Annotated in this window: 9 protein-coding genes; 1 reads left to right on the forward strand and 8 read right to left on the reverse strand. The window is 51.9% G+C overall.

Features of this window, described 5'->3' with window-relative positions:
• Window positions 1–19 precede the first annotated feature (19 nt).
• The 6 genes from MKX51_RS23415 to cymR all read right to left on the reverse strand — a co-directional run bounded on the left by MKX51_RS23415 (window position 20) and on the right by cymR (window position 6,558).
• Window positions 20–1,168, reverse strand: a complete 1,149-nt coding sequence (locus MKX51_RS23415) for a DHHW family protein (protein WP_340994052.1) — start codon at window positions 1,166–1,168, stop codon at window positions 20–22.
• Between the two features lie 15 nt (window positions 1,169–1,183).
• A complete protein-coding gene (locus MKX51_RS23420; protein ID WP_340994053.1) occupies window positions 1,184–2,590 on the reverse strand; it encodes an MBOAT family O-acyltransferase in 1,407 nt (468 codons plus the stop codon).
• Between the two features lie 35 nt (window positions 2,591–2,625).
• Complete coding sequence (locus tag MKX51_RS23425) at window positions 2,626–3,312, reverse strand: GDSL-type esterase/lipase family protein (protein ID WP_340994054.1); 687 nt, start codon at window positions 3,310–3,312, stop codon at window positions 2,626–2,628.
• Between the two features lie 150 nt (window positions 3,313–3,462).
• Window positions 3,463–5,280 carry a sensor histidine kinase gene (locus tag MKX51_RS23430; RefSeq protein WP_340994055.1) on the reverse strand — a complete coding sequence of 606 codons (1,818 nt, stop codon included), beginning with the start codon at window positions 5,278–5,280 and terminating at the stop codon, window positions 3,463–3,465.
• On the reverse strand, window positions 5,277–5,954 hold the full coding sequence (locus tag MKX51_RS23435; RefSeq protein ID WP_340994056.1) for a response regulator transcription factor: 678 nt from the start codon (window positions 5,952–5,954) through the stop codon (window positions 5,277–5,279). Before MKX51_RS23435 ends, MKX51_RS23430 begins: the two co-directional genes overlap by 4 nt.
• Before the next feature lie 184 nt (window positions 5,955–6,138).
• A complete protein-coding gene (gene cymR, locus MKX51_RS23440) occupies window positions 6,139–6,558 on the reverse strand; it encodes a cysteine metabolism transcriptional regulator CymR (protein ID WP_036732323.1) in 420 nt (139 codons plus the stop codon).
• A gap of 276 nt (window positions 6,559–6,834) precedes the next feature.
• Here cymR and mnmA point away from each other — a divergent pair, with 276 nt between their 5' ends.
• Window positions 6,835–7,956, forward strand: a complete 1,122-nt coding sequence (mnmA, locus tag MKX51_RS23445; RefSeq protein WP_340994057.1) for a tRNA 2-thiouridine(34) synthase MnmA — start codon at window positions 6,835–6,837, stop codon at window positions 7,954–7,956.
• A gap of 208 nt (window positions 7,957–8,164) precedes the next feature.
• Here mnmA and MKX51_RS23450 read toward each other — a convergent pair whose 3' ends face one another.
• Together MKX51_RS23450 and MKX51_RS23455 are read right to left on the reverse strand one after the other, a co-directional pair.
• Window positions 8,165–11,065, reverse strand: a complete 2,901-nt coding sequence (locus MKX51_RS23450; RefSeq protein WP_340995693.1) for a glycoside hydrolase family 48 protein — start codon at window positions 11,063–11,065, stop codon at window positions 8,165–8,167.
• 30 nt (window positions 11,066–11,095) lie between these two features.
• Window positions 11,096–13,831, reverse strand: a complete 2,736-nt coding sequence (locus MKX51_RS23455) for a glycoside hydrolase family 9 protein (protein ID WP_340994058.1) — start codon at window positions 13,829–13,831, stop codon at window positions 11,096–11,098.
• Window positions 13,832–14,740 lie beyond the last annotated feature (909 nt).

The raw sequence follows: 14,740 nt of genomic DNA on the forward strand, positions 1-14,740 counted from the left end.
TACTGGCCTCCTCTTTGCATTATTCCACAGAATCCGCTAATACTTTAATGGATGGATCTTCAGAAAATGTAGCAATATTATACAAAATCAACATGTCACCGATTTGCCGTTCTTCCATAAGTTTCAGTACATCCCCCTCATAATATCTGAGATCTATCACATCAATTTCGCTAAAATGCAGGGTTAAAAAGGGGATCAGGCTGTTAGCATACGAATCTTTAACAATAAGCAGTCTTCGCCCTTCCGCACTGCCGGTTGTTATGCGGAGCAAGCCGTGATTCCCGTTGAAAAAAACAGTGTATTTATCCTTCTTGGTGAGGTTGCCCATAACGTACATCGAATCCGCACTTTGCTGTTCGTCGACATAATCCACGGAAATGTTCCCCGGTGTTTTTGGATAATAAAGCTCAATAGAATCCGGCTGTAAGTGCCTAAACCCGCTTTTCGAATACAAAGATCCATAGAACTGGCTGGTGACTTGGCGGATGTTGAAATCAGCTTCGTTCATGGGTGTAAAACCCATGGGTACGCCCAGCTCCCGGTAGGCTAGAAAAGCGCCTTGGGTCGTCCAGTGATGATCTGTTTTGTAATAGAGCGGTTGCTCCTTATCCGCCTCTAGCGCGGGGAAAACATCGATATATCGAATGCTCCCGAGATCAGAATCCTTGATCTTGTCCCAATAGCCCTTCTCATCCCCACCGGAAGCATAAGGCGGCAGTTTATCCTCAAGTATGGAAGCTGCCGTCGGCACGAGCATCATATATTTGCGCAGACCAGGCGTCGCCTTATCAAATACCTGAATGGCTTTCAGCTTGTCTGCCAGATCTTCTTGTCCGGGAGGAGTGAATTTTTGAATTAAGTACCCATCCTTGCCGAGGTAGACCCCGTTGCTCTCTTTCCTCCCCAATCCCTGGTCCGCATCGGATTTCAGTCCAATCCAAAAGTCTCTCTCCATAAACTGATCCGATATATATGATTCAAATTCGGAAGTAAACTTGCCTGATCCTAAGGTTTGAAGCGAGAATGCCGGGAGCTGCTGCAGCATCCGGTTCTCTGATTCGGAAAATACTTTCCCCGGGGTCAGACAATTGACAACCAATACCGCCCCGGTAAACATCAGCAGTACAATGGCGAGTCCGCGATAATAGACCTGGTCGTACTTCTTCAAAGATAATCACCTCTATTAAAAACGAAAGTATAAGAATGGATTGTACGTTGCATTGACCAGATAGGCTGTTGAGGCCACGATAAAGATGAAATAGATGGCGGAAGCGGCAAGCGTGCCGAAACGGGCAAACCTGGTTCTGATGTATGTCAGTGCTCTACGGGGAAACGGCGTGGCACAAACCGCCAAGATAAGCAGCAGCAGGGCATTCGTCGACACATCGTAAAGCGCCCGGTTGTCCGCGAATCCACTGGCCCCGGCGCCAAACATCGTTCCGATGAAGGTCATGGCCGCAGGCAAATATTCAAATTCGAAAAATACCCAGCCGATGATCACCACAATCAGGGTGTAGACATGGCTTATAAAGACCGGCAAGCGCTGAAGCTGCTTCAGGAGCATTAGCTTTTCAAGCGTGACAAAGAGACCGAAATATAAGCCCCAAATGATGAAATTCCAGCTCGCTCCATGCCATAATCCGGTTATAAACCATACCACCGCCAAGTTTCTGAGCTGTTTCAGCTTACCTGCCCGGTTCCCGCCAAGCGGAATGTAGATATACTCACGGAACCAGGCACCGAGCGAAATATGCCACCTCCGCCAGAATTCCGTAATACTCTTGGAGATATAAGGATAGTTGAAGTTCTCCATAAATTCGAACCCGATCATTTTACCTAAACCGCGCGCCATATCCGAATATCCGCTAAAATCGAAATAGATTTGAAACGTAAAGGCGATAATGCCAAGCCATGCGGAGAGAACCGACAGCTCCGCCGCAGGCACCGTTTTGACACTTGTCCACAGCAAACCGATATTGTTGGCAAGCAATACTTTTTTAGCAAGTCCCCTAATAAATAGTTCCGCCCCTTCGCCAAAACGCTCCAACGTCACCGTGCGGTTAGCAAGCTGCCCCGCAATATCTCCGTATTTAACGATCGGTCCCGCTACAAGCTGCGGAAACATCGTCACGTAGGCGCCGAAGGAGATCAGGTTCCTCTGAACAGGCACCTTCCTGCGGTAAACATCAATGATGTAAGACATCGTCTGGAACGTGTAGAAGGATATGCCCACCGGAAGCGGAAGATCTGCTGCCTGCAGGTGCAGGTTGAACAACGAATTGATATTATCGAAGACGAAACCCGCGTATTTAAAGAAGCTAAGAATCCCCAGGCTCCCCATCATGGACAGGATCAATACTCCCTGTGCAATCACCTTACGATGCCGGTATCTATCGATCAGAATCCCGTTCACATAGTCGAATACCGTCGAGAAGATCATGAGGAAGATGTATACGGGCTCGCCCCACGCATAGAAGATCAGGCTTGCGGCGAGCAGAATAGTATTCCTAATCCTCATGGGCGAGATATAGTAGATCAGCAGGGTGACCGGCAGAAAGAGGAATAGAAAGATAAGGCTGCTAAAGACCAATCCCCGCCACCTCCAGCTCTTCACCTGGCTGCATGTTATTTCACCTGAGCTTTCAGCAAATCGAGCATACGTGTATAGAATTCCGGTTTAAAATGAATGCCGTCCGAACTATAGAAATGGGTGCTGTCCGCGAAAATGGAGGATAAATCGGCAAACCCGATCTGCTTCTTGCCTGCCAGCTCTTGTAATCCCTGGTTGTAATCATCGATATTTTTGTAGCGTGGTTCCACTTTCTCCGCTTCTGCCGTAACCGGCGTAACCGGTAACACCGTTATGGATGCCTTCGGAAGCTTCTCCTTGATGCTGTCGATCAATTGGGCGTAGAACTTCAGTGAATACTGCTTGGGGTTATCGGTAATTTGCGGCGGCAATAGAATATCGTCGGACCCCAGCATGATAAATACATGTTGCGGATTCCGCTCTGCCAGCTTATCGACATCTCCGCTTATCAGAGACAACTCGGTAGTCTTTCCGGCACCTGCCACTACATTGACATCGTCCAGAATGTCATGATAAGACAGTGCCTCAGTAATCGAATCTCCCAGAAATACGCTGTTCTTAAATATCGTTTTATAGGAAGTAGAATTGGGTTGCTCCGGGGGAGCTGTTTCATTGACCTGTTGCTGAGATGTCACGTTTTGCGGATTTTGCCCGCCCCCGCATGCTGCCAGGGTGAGTGCGGTGCTGCCTATAACTAGCGTTAAGATGATTTTTTTAAACATGAATAATGTCCTCTTTTCATTTAAAATTAGGTTTGCCGTATAAAAAGATTAACAGGGAGAGATGCAGAACAAGTGCAGAGCAAATCAATGCTGTATCAAAAAAGAACAAAAAAAAGCGCAGAACCAAGGTCTGCACTTTCTTCCGTATTCCTACGCTTTTTTATTCAATTGAAAATAAAACATTACTCCATCGGAGGTATTGTTCACACCGTAAGGCACTCCGTGCATCTCCAATATTTTCTTGGATATGGCAAGACCCAGCCCCGTCCCACCGGTCGACCGGTGGCGGGAGGTGTCACCGCGGTAGAAACGGTCCCATATTTTCTCCAGCTGCTCATCGGGGATATGGGCACCTTTATTTTCGATGCAAATGCGAATGGTGTCCTTCTCTTCCGAAGTAGTTATGAAGATAGATTCATGCTCCGGCGTATAGAAAAGCGCGTTGGTAAGGAAATTGACGATGACCTGCTCTATACGGCGCTCATTCCCCTCGACTTCGGCAGGGATCAGCGAAGTGTGGAGAAGCAGCTGCCTGGCTGCAAAATCCGGCGTTAATTTAGCGCATACCCGGTTGATGACAACATCGATATAGAACGAACCGGAGTCCATTTTATACGTACCGGATTCATATTTTGCCAATTCCAGCATATCCGTGATCAGCAGATTCATCCGGCCGACCTCGTCTTCCATAGCCGCAAAATAATGCTCCCGCTTATGGCTGGCCACCCCGTCCTGCAAAATGGCCAGGCAGCTCTGAATAACGCTGAGTGGAGTCTTCAGCTCATGGGATACGCCGGATATAAATTCTTTTCGCGTATGCTCCAGCTGCTTTTCCTTCTCAATGTCCTGCTCAAGCTGAAGGATATGGGAATGCAGGCGCTCGGATAGCTCATTAATGCTGCCCGACAAGTCTCCGATTTCATCCTTCGTTGTGACGGGAATGGTCTCCGAAAAATCGAGGTCGGCCATTTGCCGGGTAGTGCGGTTGATACGCAGCAACGGCCGGGCAATCTGACGGGAGTAGTAGAACGATGCCAGCAGTGCGAGCAGCAAGGTCACAATAATGATGTACACGTAGTAGTTTTTGATGATGCCTACGGCTTCATTCACAGGCTGCAGCGATGTCATTGCGAACAGGTATGCCGGATTTCCGTCGCGGTCCTGGGTGCGGTCCACGAAAATTTTGTAGTTTACGTGATTTTCTTCAACATCTATGATTTGTTTTGCGTTCGCAGCATTCTTAAAGTCTCCGTACAGCAGATCGGCTTGGAAGGCCTTGATGCGGTCCAGGAACAGGTGATTGGTGTAACGCGAGACTCCGGCCCCTTCCGGCACCCGGACTTTCGTAATGGTTCCTTTGACCAGAAAGGTGGAATATTGCTCACGATATTGGACCGCGTTCGTTTGTTCGAGGACCTCGTACTCTTTGCTCACCATCTGATGATTCTCCAGCCGGCTCTCGTCTCTCAGATTGGAACTGTTCCTTCCCATCCGCTGGAATACTGGCTGGTTGTTCATGATCAAGCCTTCTATTGCGATCGTCCCCTCTTCTTCAATCCAGGGGGTGACGAACGTTTTATTGCTGCTGAAGTCTTCCACGTTGATAAAGCTGTATAGAGGTACGATTATCGTTTTACCGGAAAGCGCCGGTTCTTCCGAAGGCTCCAGCTTAATTTCCATGAAGAAATCGCCGGCATACTTTATATTTCCGCGGGTGTCCAAAGCCGTGATCCAGGTGTTATGCTTTTGAAAAAAGTCCTGCTCCAGCCTGGCCATCTCCTGCGTGTTCGAGGCACCATTCAGGTAGCCCTGTTCATACGCCTGAACCGCCTCGTTAACGTCCTTCATTTTTTGATGAACATAAAACTGTTTGAAAAATACGGTTTGCAGGATAAAAATAACGGCAATCAGGAACAGGCACAACCCCGCTGTCAACAGGAACAGTTTTAGAACAATCCCCTTCTTCATAGCTCGTCCTCGAATTTATATCCTGAACGCACCACCGTAACAATCTGCTTCGCATGTGTCCCCAGCTTGGAACGCAGATTGCGGATATGGCTGTTGACCGTACGATCATCGCCCGCGAAATCATATCCCCAAATTTTCGTAATCAGTTGCCCTCTGCTGATAATGATCCCTTTATTTTGCAACAGATAGGCTAATATTTCGAATTCCGTATGCGTTAGATCAGAGCTGGTGCCGTCAATCGAAACGGTCCGGGAGGGAAAATGAACCGAAATGCCTCCGCCGGACAACGTGTCGCTTTCATGCCCGCCGGTATGTCTGCTCTCGAGCAGCCGCTTAACTCGTGCCAACAAAATGAGAGGGCGGTAAGGCTTGGTCACGTAGTCGTCGGCGCCAAGCTCGAACCCAAGCAACGTATCGTCCTCATCCGAACGGGCCGTCAATATGATGATCGGCACATTCGATGTCTTGCGGATTCGCCTGCACACAGACCATCCATCCAGTTCAGGCAACATGATGTCCAGCAAAATCAGGTCCACCTCATGCTCCTGAAATAACGAGACCGCCTGTTTCCCGTCAATGGCTTCAATCACGCTATACCCCTCTTCCAGCAGATAATCCTTCATGATTTCACGTAAAATATCTTCATCTTCCACAATCAATATTGTTTTGGACATGTCATAACCTCACCTTTGTTGTAAAACCAGGAACGCAAAACTCATACAACTACCAAAGTACACCATATAGGTTACCCCATACAGATAAAGATCATATGCAGATGAACTGCAGATCAAATAAAAAACGGTGAGAGAAAAAAAGGTCCTCCCCAAGTTTCTTGAGAAGGACGAGTTAAAGGCATTTTTATATATAAAACATATAATTATCCGCCTGGCTCTCTTCCTTGAAGTTAATCAGGTCGGATAAGGTGGTGGAGTCGAGCACATCGGCGATGCTGTCGCGGATGCGCAGCCAGAGGTCGCGCTTGGCCGGGTCGTCTTCTTCAGTGAAGTCTACCGGGGAGATCGGGCCTTCCAGGACGCGGATGATATCTCCCGCGGTAATGGTGTTGGTCTCGCGGGACAGAATATAACCGCCGTAGGCTCCGCGGATGCTCTTCACCAGGCCTGCATTGCGCAGCGGAGCGATGAGCTGCTCAAGGTAATGCTCGGAGAGTCCGTTTTTCTCGGCGATGCTCTTAAGTGATGTAGGGCCCTCGCCGAATTTCAGGGCAAGCTCCATCATAATGGTTAATCCGTAACGTCCTTTGGTTGAGATTTTCAAAGGGGCACCTCTTTCGGTTTAGTTGCATATCAATGTATTCCGATGTCTGCTCTCAGCTTATGTTATCATATCTATGGACACATTTGAAACAGCAAACGGCAATAATTCACGATTTTGTTCTCCACTGGTGGACAAATTGTCAATTTCGGACCGTTTTTCGCTATATTTCATAGCAGCAGTGTCCTCGTTTGGGGTAGACAGGTATGGTATAATACACAATGAGCCGGGTGTTCAGTGAGAACGCCGGTATTTTGTGTACAGAAAATGGTGATCACGATGACAAAAGCTAATCAGGATATCCGGGTCGTCGTCGGGATGTCAGGCGGAGTGGATTCCTCTGTTACAGCGCTGCTGCTGAAGCAGCAGGGGTACGACGTCATAGGCATCTTCATGAAGAATTGGGATGATACCGACGAGTTCGGCGTATGTACGGCCGAGACCGATGCCGAGGATGTGCGCCGCGTCTGCGAGCAGATCGATATTCCTTACTATACCGTTAATTTCGAGAAGGAATACTTTGATAAAGTCTTTTCCTATTTCCTTGAAGAATATAAGGCTGGCCGGACCCCGAATCCGGATGTGATGTGCAACCGCGAGATCAAGTTCGGCGAATTCCTGAACAAGGCGCTGCAGCTTGGCGCGGATTATGTCGCTACAGGGCATTACGCCCGGGTCGTGGAAGAAGACGGCCTGTTCAAGCTGCTGCGCGGCGTGGACAACAACAAGGACCAGACGTATTTCCTCAATGCGCTGAACCAGTACCAGCTCTCGAAGGCCATGTTCCCGATCGGACATCTGCCGAAGCCGGAGGTGCGGAGAATTGCCGAGGAAGCCGGACTCTATACCGCGAAGAAAAAAGACAGCACCGGCGTCTGCTTCATCGGAGAACGCAATTTCCGTGAATTCCTCAGCCAATACCTGCCTGCACAGTCAGGCAATATGATCGATATCGCTACGGGCGAAGTGAAGGGCCGCCATGACGGCCTCATGTACTACACGCTGGGCCAGCGTCAGGGGCTTGGTATCGGGGGCTCCGGCACAGGCGAGCCGTGGTTCGTGGCCGAGAAGGATCTGACCAGCAATACCCTGTATGTGGTGCAAGGTGAGAAGCACATCAGCCTGTACTCGACTAGTCTTATAGCTTCAGGGGTGAACTGGATTGATCCGGACACGCTGGGCGATACGCCGCTGAAGTGCACCGCCAAGTTCCGCTACCGCCAGCCGGATCAGGGCGTTACCCTGACGAAGCAGGCAGACGGAACGGTACATGTGGCCTTTGATGTTCAGCAGAAGGCGATTACGCCCGGACAAGCCGTCGTGTTCTATCTGGGCGACACCTGCCTTGGCGGCGGAACGATTGAGACGGCCGACAAGGTCGTGCCGCTGGCGCAGGTCTGACTGCACCCCAGCCAAGGGGCTACCCTTATAAAGAAAACACCCTGAACAGTGTTGGTGCCTACCCCATTGTGTTCGGTTTTTCGCATACAGTTTCTTATTTCGCTTAAAAAAGAACCTTCAACACCACAGTGTGTGGAGTTGAAGGTTCTTTGTTTTTGATTAATCAGAATACAGAGTCACACCGGGACTGGCTTACCGGACGGCAGCCTTATTGCGGCTGAACGCCCCAGACCAGCACACCGTTCAGATACAGCGGCACACGGTTCCAGTCCGTGAAAGACGTTTTGGTTGCATCATAGGAGTAATCGTCCGCCTCATTGTAATTGCTCCAGTCGGTCTTGTTAATGCGCAGTTGAATCTCGCCGGTATTCGCACCCGGAGCAAGACTGCCCGCGCCCGCACTAAAGGAAATCTCCACATAGTAGTCCGCTCCTGTAACTGCAGGCTCAAGCTTCACGAAGCTGCCCAGCACATTGCTGCCGCCGAGAGCCGCATAATCGACATTGAACTGCTGTGCCCGCTCGCCGTCAATCGTGTAGTAATACCGGACCTTAACCTTGCTGAGGTCTACCGCTGTGGTCCCGTTATTGACAATCCGCAGCTGCGGACGGAACTGCGGGTCTGTGGCGTTCGTATCCGTTGTACGGTATTGAACGACCAGATTCCCTACGGCAGGCGTAGCGGTTGGTGCAACTGTCGGTGTAGCCGTTGGCACTGTTGTCGGCGTAGCGGTTGGCACTGTTGTCGGTGTAGCTGTCGGTGCGACTGTCGGTGTGGCTGTTGGCACTGTTGTCGGTGTAGCTGTTGGCGCAACTGTCGGTGTGGCTGTTGGTGTTGCCGACGGTGTTGCCGTCGGTGTAGTCGTCGGCGTTGGCGTTGGGCCGCTGCCGTTATTGATCAAGCGGTCATATTCGGCATAGGCTGTAGCCATGTCCACTTGTGACCAGAAGCGGTGGTAGGTGAACTCAGGTGCACCGTTGTCCCAGGTCTTGGTTGTTTTGTTGTACGAGCTATTGTACTTACCTTCCAGATAACTCCACTTGGGATCATTTTTGATATCTGGATACACATCGGTGTAGCTCGCATACACTCCATTACCGCCCTTGGCCGGATCGGAAGGTACGGTGGCGTTGCCCGGTATGGTATTTCCTTGGCCGAAGGTACCGCTCCAGCCTGCTGGGAAGTATACCTCTTTGGTGAAGAACCGGAAATAATCCGCACGCTTCTCAAGTGTCGTAATGCCCACTCCGTCATTGTAGCCCCACGCTGTATCCAGCAAGGATTTGGCCAATTGTGAAGCGGTTCCGCCGAGCGCAGTATTGCTGCCATGCTCCGCTTTATTCCCTGCGGCAAAGAAGGTGAGCGCTTTAATGTAACTGCCCAGCACGCCGCTATCCTGTCCCGGATCTTTGGTCACTGCGTTCAGGCCGCTATTGCCGTTAAAAGAGCTGAACCCGCTCCAGGTATCCGGCTGTCCGTGCCACTCCACATTGCCCGGAATCCAGAACTCGCCGGGTGCAGATACGGTGGCAACCTGCGGGTTAGCTCCGCCCAGAATCCGGTTTCCTTGCTGATCCAGATAATAGCCGGCGGCATCCGTTACCGGACGGCTGCCGGCAAAGGCATAATCTGTAGACCAGTCAATCCAGTTCTCAATGGCCCGTTTGGCCATTTTGAAATTAGCCGAGGTGGTGTCCCCGCTGGAAGCCAGGATATAATACAGCTCTGCTACCCGTTCCATGCTCCAGGACTGCATCCCGAACCAGTTGTTGGATGGCGGGTCATGATAGACAGGAGCCTCGTCGTAGGCCATGCCGTAGAAGGTGCTTGTTCCTGCCGGATAAGCGCTGTAGGAGCCGTTATAGCTATTGGTCGCACCGCCCGCAATAGCCCCTTCAGCCGATTGCAGCCAGTTGTAGAATTCCAGCTGGCGGGTCAGCGATTTGCCCCAGTCCGTTCCGGCTGTTGCCGAAGACGGAATCAGCCCTCCGGCTGCGGTCGACAGCGCATATGCTGCAACCACATTCTGATACCCCTGGTGCGCATGGCTGGCGCCGATTCTCCAGGCCCAGTCTCCGCCGGTTCCCAGGCCGCCGCCCCAGGCCGTATACCAGGCCAGCAGATACTGGCTGGAATCCTTGCCCGTTCCCGCTTCAGGCGTACCGTCAGCGGCACTGCCGACCTTCTGGAAATACTTATCGTACATGCCATAGCGCAGGAAGTCACCCATTTTCTTGGCTTTGTTCAGATAGACCGTATTCGTATAGCCAAGGTCCTTGGCCCAGTACATGGCCTGCACAGCCCGCGCATCCGCATCCGTAGCATTCGTATACCGCCACTGTGCGGAAGGTGCGCTATTTTCCTTGGTGAACAGGGTCATGAAGCCTTCATTGGCTTTGCCGAACGTCTTGTTATCCTGTGAAGGGTGGCCTACGGCCTCCCAGACCGATTCCTGCACTCCGCGCTGGAAGGTGTTCACATAGCTGGCGGTGTGCGTAGGGTTCAGCAGATTGCCGAAGCCATACCAGTTGTCCACATCCACCAGCCAGTGCATCAGATAGGTCTGGTTATTGCCATAGGTGGCCTTCAGCTCGGCATCCAGCGGGTCCTTACCCGGGGTATACTTGCCGTTCAGTGCACTTGGATACTGATCCGGCTGGGCCAGCTCCGAGGCGTAGGTGGCCGGACTGTTCGGGTTGTAGCTGCTCATGGTCGGCTGCTCCTGCACCCCGTCGCCTTCATTGACCGGAATGATGTATTTCTCCATGTTGTCCCAGGCCGCTTCCAGCTTGCTCCAGTCTCCGGTGTTATGGCCGTACAGCACCTCAAGCCACATCCAGTAGCTATAGGCCTCGGAGGTAGTCATATGCCCGTAGTTGGGCGCCTCGCTGAGCAGGGTCTCCACTGAGTGATACGGGATGCCTTCAGCCGAGAAATAGCCGCTGGCCGGGTTTTTCAACTGGTCATACAATTGCAGAAATCTGGTCTTCTCCACCGATGCCGCCTTGGCGGTTCCCGGATGGAAATTGATGATCCCGCTGGTGAGAGACAAGGTGAGCACAGCACTCAGCGCGATAGAAAGCGGTTTCTTGAATGAACTTAGCTTCATCATTTCGGCATACTTCCTCTCTGATATGGTTTAGGGTTCGAGGCCCCAGACAAGCGTTCCTGCACGGTACAGCGTGACTTTGTTCCAATCCGCGAAGGTCGCTTGAGTACCCCCATAGGAATAGTCGTTGCTCTCATTGTAGGCTGTCCAATCGGACTTGTTGAAGCGTACTTGAATCTCCCCGCTGTCTGCCCCCGGAGCCAGGCTGCCTGCTCCTGCCGCAAAAGAAATCTCCAGATAAGAGTCGGCCAGGGTAACAGGTGTACTAAGCTTCCCGAAGGTTCCGCTCACGTTGCCGCTGCCGACCTGGGCATAATCACAGTGGAATTCCTGCGGCTTGTCCCCGTCCACGGTGTAATAATAGCGCAGCTTCAGACCGCTGAGCGGAATGGCCTCGGTTCCCGTATTGACAATCCGGAACTGGCTGCGGATCTGGGAATCCCCGGGGCTCGTGTCATTGGTGCGGTACTGCACATGCAGAGCGCCGGCAGGCACAGTAATCTCGCGCGGCTTGGCAGTCACCTGGGCAGACGCTGTACTCTCGCCTACACTGTTCGTTGCAGTCACCACATAATAATAGTCCACACCATTGGTCAGCCCGCTGTCATTGTAGACCGCTGCGGTTGCCGTACCCACTGTAGTGTACGGTCCGCCGCTTACCAGAGAGCGCTTGACTGTATACTTGGTTGCACCGCTGACTGCGTTCCAGCTCAAGGCTACGCTGGCATTACCGGCTACAGCCTGAAGGCCGGACGGACGGGCCGGAACCTGCGGTTCACCTGGGGTCCCGCCGCCGGAAGGCAGCTCTCCGTACACTTTGACACCTGCATCGTATACCGGGATATAAGGGTTCTTCGTTGCCGCTGAAGCATTCGCGGCCACTCCCTTGAAGGAGAAGTCATTGCTGTTGTCCCAGAAGGTAGTATTCAGCGGTCCGGCAATCCGGAACTGTACTTCCTTGCGGTAAGCAGACTGTCCGCCCGGATAGATCGGGGTGCCGGAGAAATCTACTTTGGTATAGTAGATATGGTTCGCTGCATCGTAAGGCAGCAGCTGCGAGACGGTGGCTCCCTGGTTATAGCCGCCTGCCTTGACGGTGATATCGCCGGGGCCATATCCTGCGGCAACAGCCTCACTGATGTCCAGATAGTAGTTGAAGGACAGCTGGCTGCTGGAGCGGGCAGGCCATGCCGAACGGTTATTGAGAACCGCGCGGATCTCCACAAAATTGCTGCCGCTGGCATTCACAGAAGTCTCCGTGAACATCTCATCCTCACGCGTTTCGGCCGGCGGGAAGTTCGCAAGCGGGCTCTGCCCCTGCCCGTGGAGCATCATCATCCGGGCCAGAGAGCCGGTAAAGGCTGAATTGTAATCGGTTGCAACTTCATTTGAGACATAATCGCTGATCGCATCGGTGTAAGCATCGGTCTTGGAAGGTCCGCCAACGAGTGCGCCGTAGAGCACATGCCGGTGGTTGGCCGGAGTGGTCTGGCTGTCGCTCCAGGAGCCGTGTGAGGTACGGTGGTGAGGATGCTCAGGTGCATTCGCGCCGAAGCCTATGACATAGCTGCTATTACGCGGATTATCGCCCAGCATATAGTTAATCTGGCGCTCTGCGAAGGCCTGGGCGGTATTTTTTTTCACCGGATCAGTAACCCAGTCTGCATAGACAAAAGCCAGAAAAGCATGGTTGGCTGCATACCGCAGCGCCCCCCATTGATCCAGATGGGCCAGCCCGCCTGGAGTATACGCTACCCGGTCAGAGGTGCCGTTCACCCCGGTCGTCCAGAACTGCATATTGCGTTCCGTGGACTGGATGAACTTGGGGTCCTCGGTGATGCGGGACAGCAGGAGCTGCGCACCATAATGCTTGTCATCCCAGGATTGGGTCCATTGGTAGCCCCAGTCACCGGCCTGGTTGGTGCCCCACAGATCACTGGCGGCAACCGCCTTATCGAGATAGGTCTGCTCACCGGTCGCCAGGTATAGCCAGACACCGCCCCAGCTTAATTCATCGGCATAGCTGCTCCATGAATTGTAATACTGCTTGGCGTCAGTGATAGTATCGGAGTAAGCTCCCCGGTACGTATCGGCAAAATTGTATAATTGCTTGGCATGCAGCAGGAGCTTGTCCGCATAAGCGGGATCTGAATCCCTGAAAATAATGGAAGCCGAGGCAAGGGCGGCGGCAGTCTCACCAGCCAGATCCGAGCCGGGATGTGCAGCATCAATCTTGTAGGCCGGGCGCGCCATAGGCATGACCTCCGCCGGTCCCCACCAGTTATGGTCCGCCGTACCGTTACCCACCTGGCCCCACAGCTCATTCGGTGCAGTATGCGCTTTCACAAAATAGTCTGTGGCCCAGCGGATATTGTCCAGAATCTCATCCAGCTGCCCGGACTGCACATAACCATCCTTGTATTCATAGACCGACCATGCCAGCATAGTCGCGGTGTACGCCATCGGAAATCCGAATTTGACATGATCCCCTGCGTCATACCAGCCACCCGTCAGGTCATGGCCGACATCGGCACCATCCTGCAACCCCGAGTCGCCTCTCCATTCCACGCGGTTGTCCGCCGGCAGCTCACCCGAACGCTGGGCCTCGTAGAAATAGATCGATTTCTGCAGTGCCTCTGCATAATTAAATCCGGCGGTTGCCGCTTCGGTGACAGACGGGCGGACAGCCGTCCCTGAACCAATGGTGAAGGCTAACATCAGGCTTAGTGAAGCGATACAGCCGGTCTTCCGTTTACTTTGACTCATCCTTACTCATCTCCCTTCGTTTTCTTGCTTGTTCAGTCCGTCAGGACTCAGGCACGCACAAATACCTCCCCAGTGTCCATAATTAGACATAGTATTTGAGCACGTTCCATTTACCACCTCCATATTACAAATTAAGGTAAAATACCCCCACCTACACATATACCACATACAGTAAATTAATTCTATATATTTACATTATATTTTTCTGAGAATACCGGTTTTTTGTCAAAATATTTCCATTTCCATCATATTTATCGTTCAGCGTCAGCCATTGGTGGTGAGAATGTAGGAGTAAAATACAAAAGCCGAATCGCCCTGAGGAGTGCGCTTGTGCTTCTCGTTGGCCCGTTTGTCCCACGTTTGCTGAATTCAGGGGCATTAGTGCTCCTCATTCGCTCGTTTGGCCCGCGTTTGCTGAATTCAGGGGCATTAGTGCTCTTCATTCGCTCGTTTGGCCCGCGTTTGCTGAATTCAGGGGCACTAGTGCTCCTCATTCGCTCGTTTGGCCCGTGTTTGCTGAATTCAGGGGCATTAGTGCTCCTCATTCGCTCGTTTGGCCCGCTTTTGCTGAATTCTCAGGGGCATTAGTGCTCCTCATAACTCAGTTTGCCACCTTCGGCTGGACCAGAGGGATTTTTCCCTTTCATTTGCTCATACGGCCTACTTTCAGCCGTATCAGAGGGATTTATCCCTCTCATTTCCTACCTACAGCCCACTTTCCACCGTATCAGAAGGATTTATCCCTTTCATTTGCTCATACATCCCGCTTCCAGCCGATTCAGAGGGATTTTTCCCTTTCATTTTTGACCTCCACCTTCCAGCCGACATTCGGCTAGGTAAATCATCCAGCGAAGCCTGAACATTCAGCACACACTGCCAAACGAGCACACCCCGCCCTTTACCCAGAAG

Source organism: Paenibacillus sp. FSL M7-0420 (genome assembly GCF_038002345.1).
Lineage (GTDB): Bacteria > Bacillota > Bacilli > Paenibacillales > Paenibacillaceae > Paenibacillus_AQ.

Excerpts from the sequence above, each read along its gene's own strand:
- MKX51_RS23425 (WP_340994054.1), bottom strand. The coding sequence starts at position 3,312 with ATGTTTAAAAAAATCATCTTAACGCTAGTTATAGGCAGCACCGCACTC.
- MKX51_RS23430 (WP_340994055.1), bottom strand. The coding sequence starts at position 5,280 with ATGAAGAAGGGGATTGTTCTAAAACTGTTCCTGTTGACAGCGGGGTTG.
- MKX51_RS23435 (WP_340994056.1), bottom strand. The coding sequence starts at position 5,954 with ATGTCCAAAACAATATTGATTGTGGAAGATGAAGATATTTTACGTGAA.
- mnmA (WP_340994057.1), top strand. The coding sequence starts at position 6,835 with ATGACAAAAGCTAATCAGGATATCCGGGTCGTCGTCGGGATGTCAGGC.
- MKX51_RS23450 (WP_340995693.1), bottom strand. The coding sequence starts at position 11,065 with ATGAAGCTAAGTTCATTCAAGAAACCGCTTTCTATCGCGCTGAGTGCT.
- MKX51_RS23455 (WP_340994058.1), bottom strand. The coding sequence starts at position 13,831 with ATGAGTCAAAGTAAACGGAAGACCGGCTGTATCGCTTCACTAAGCCTG.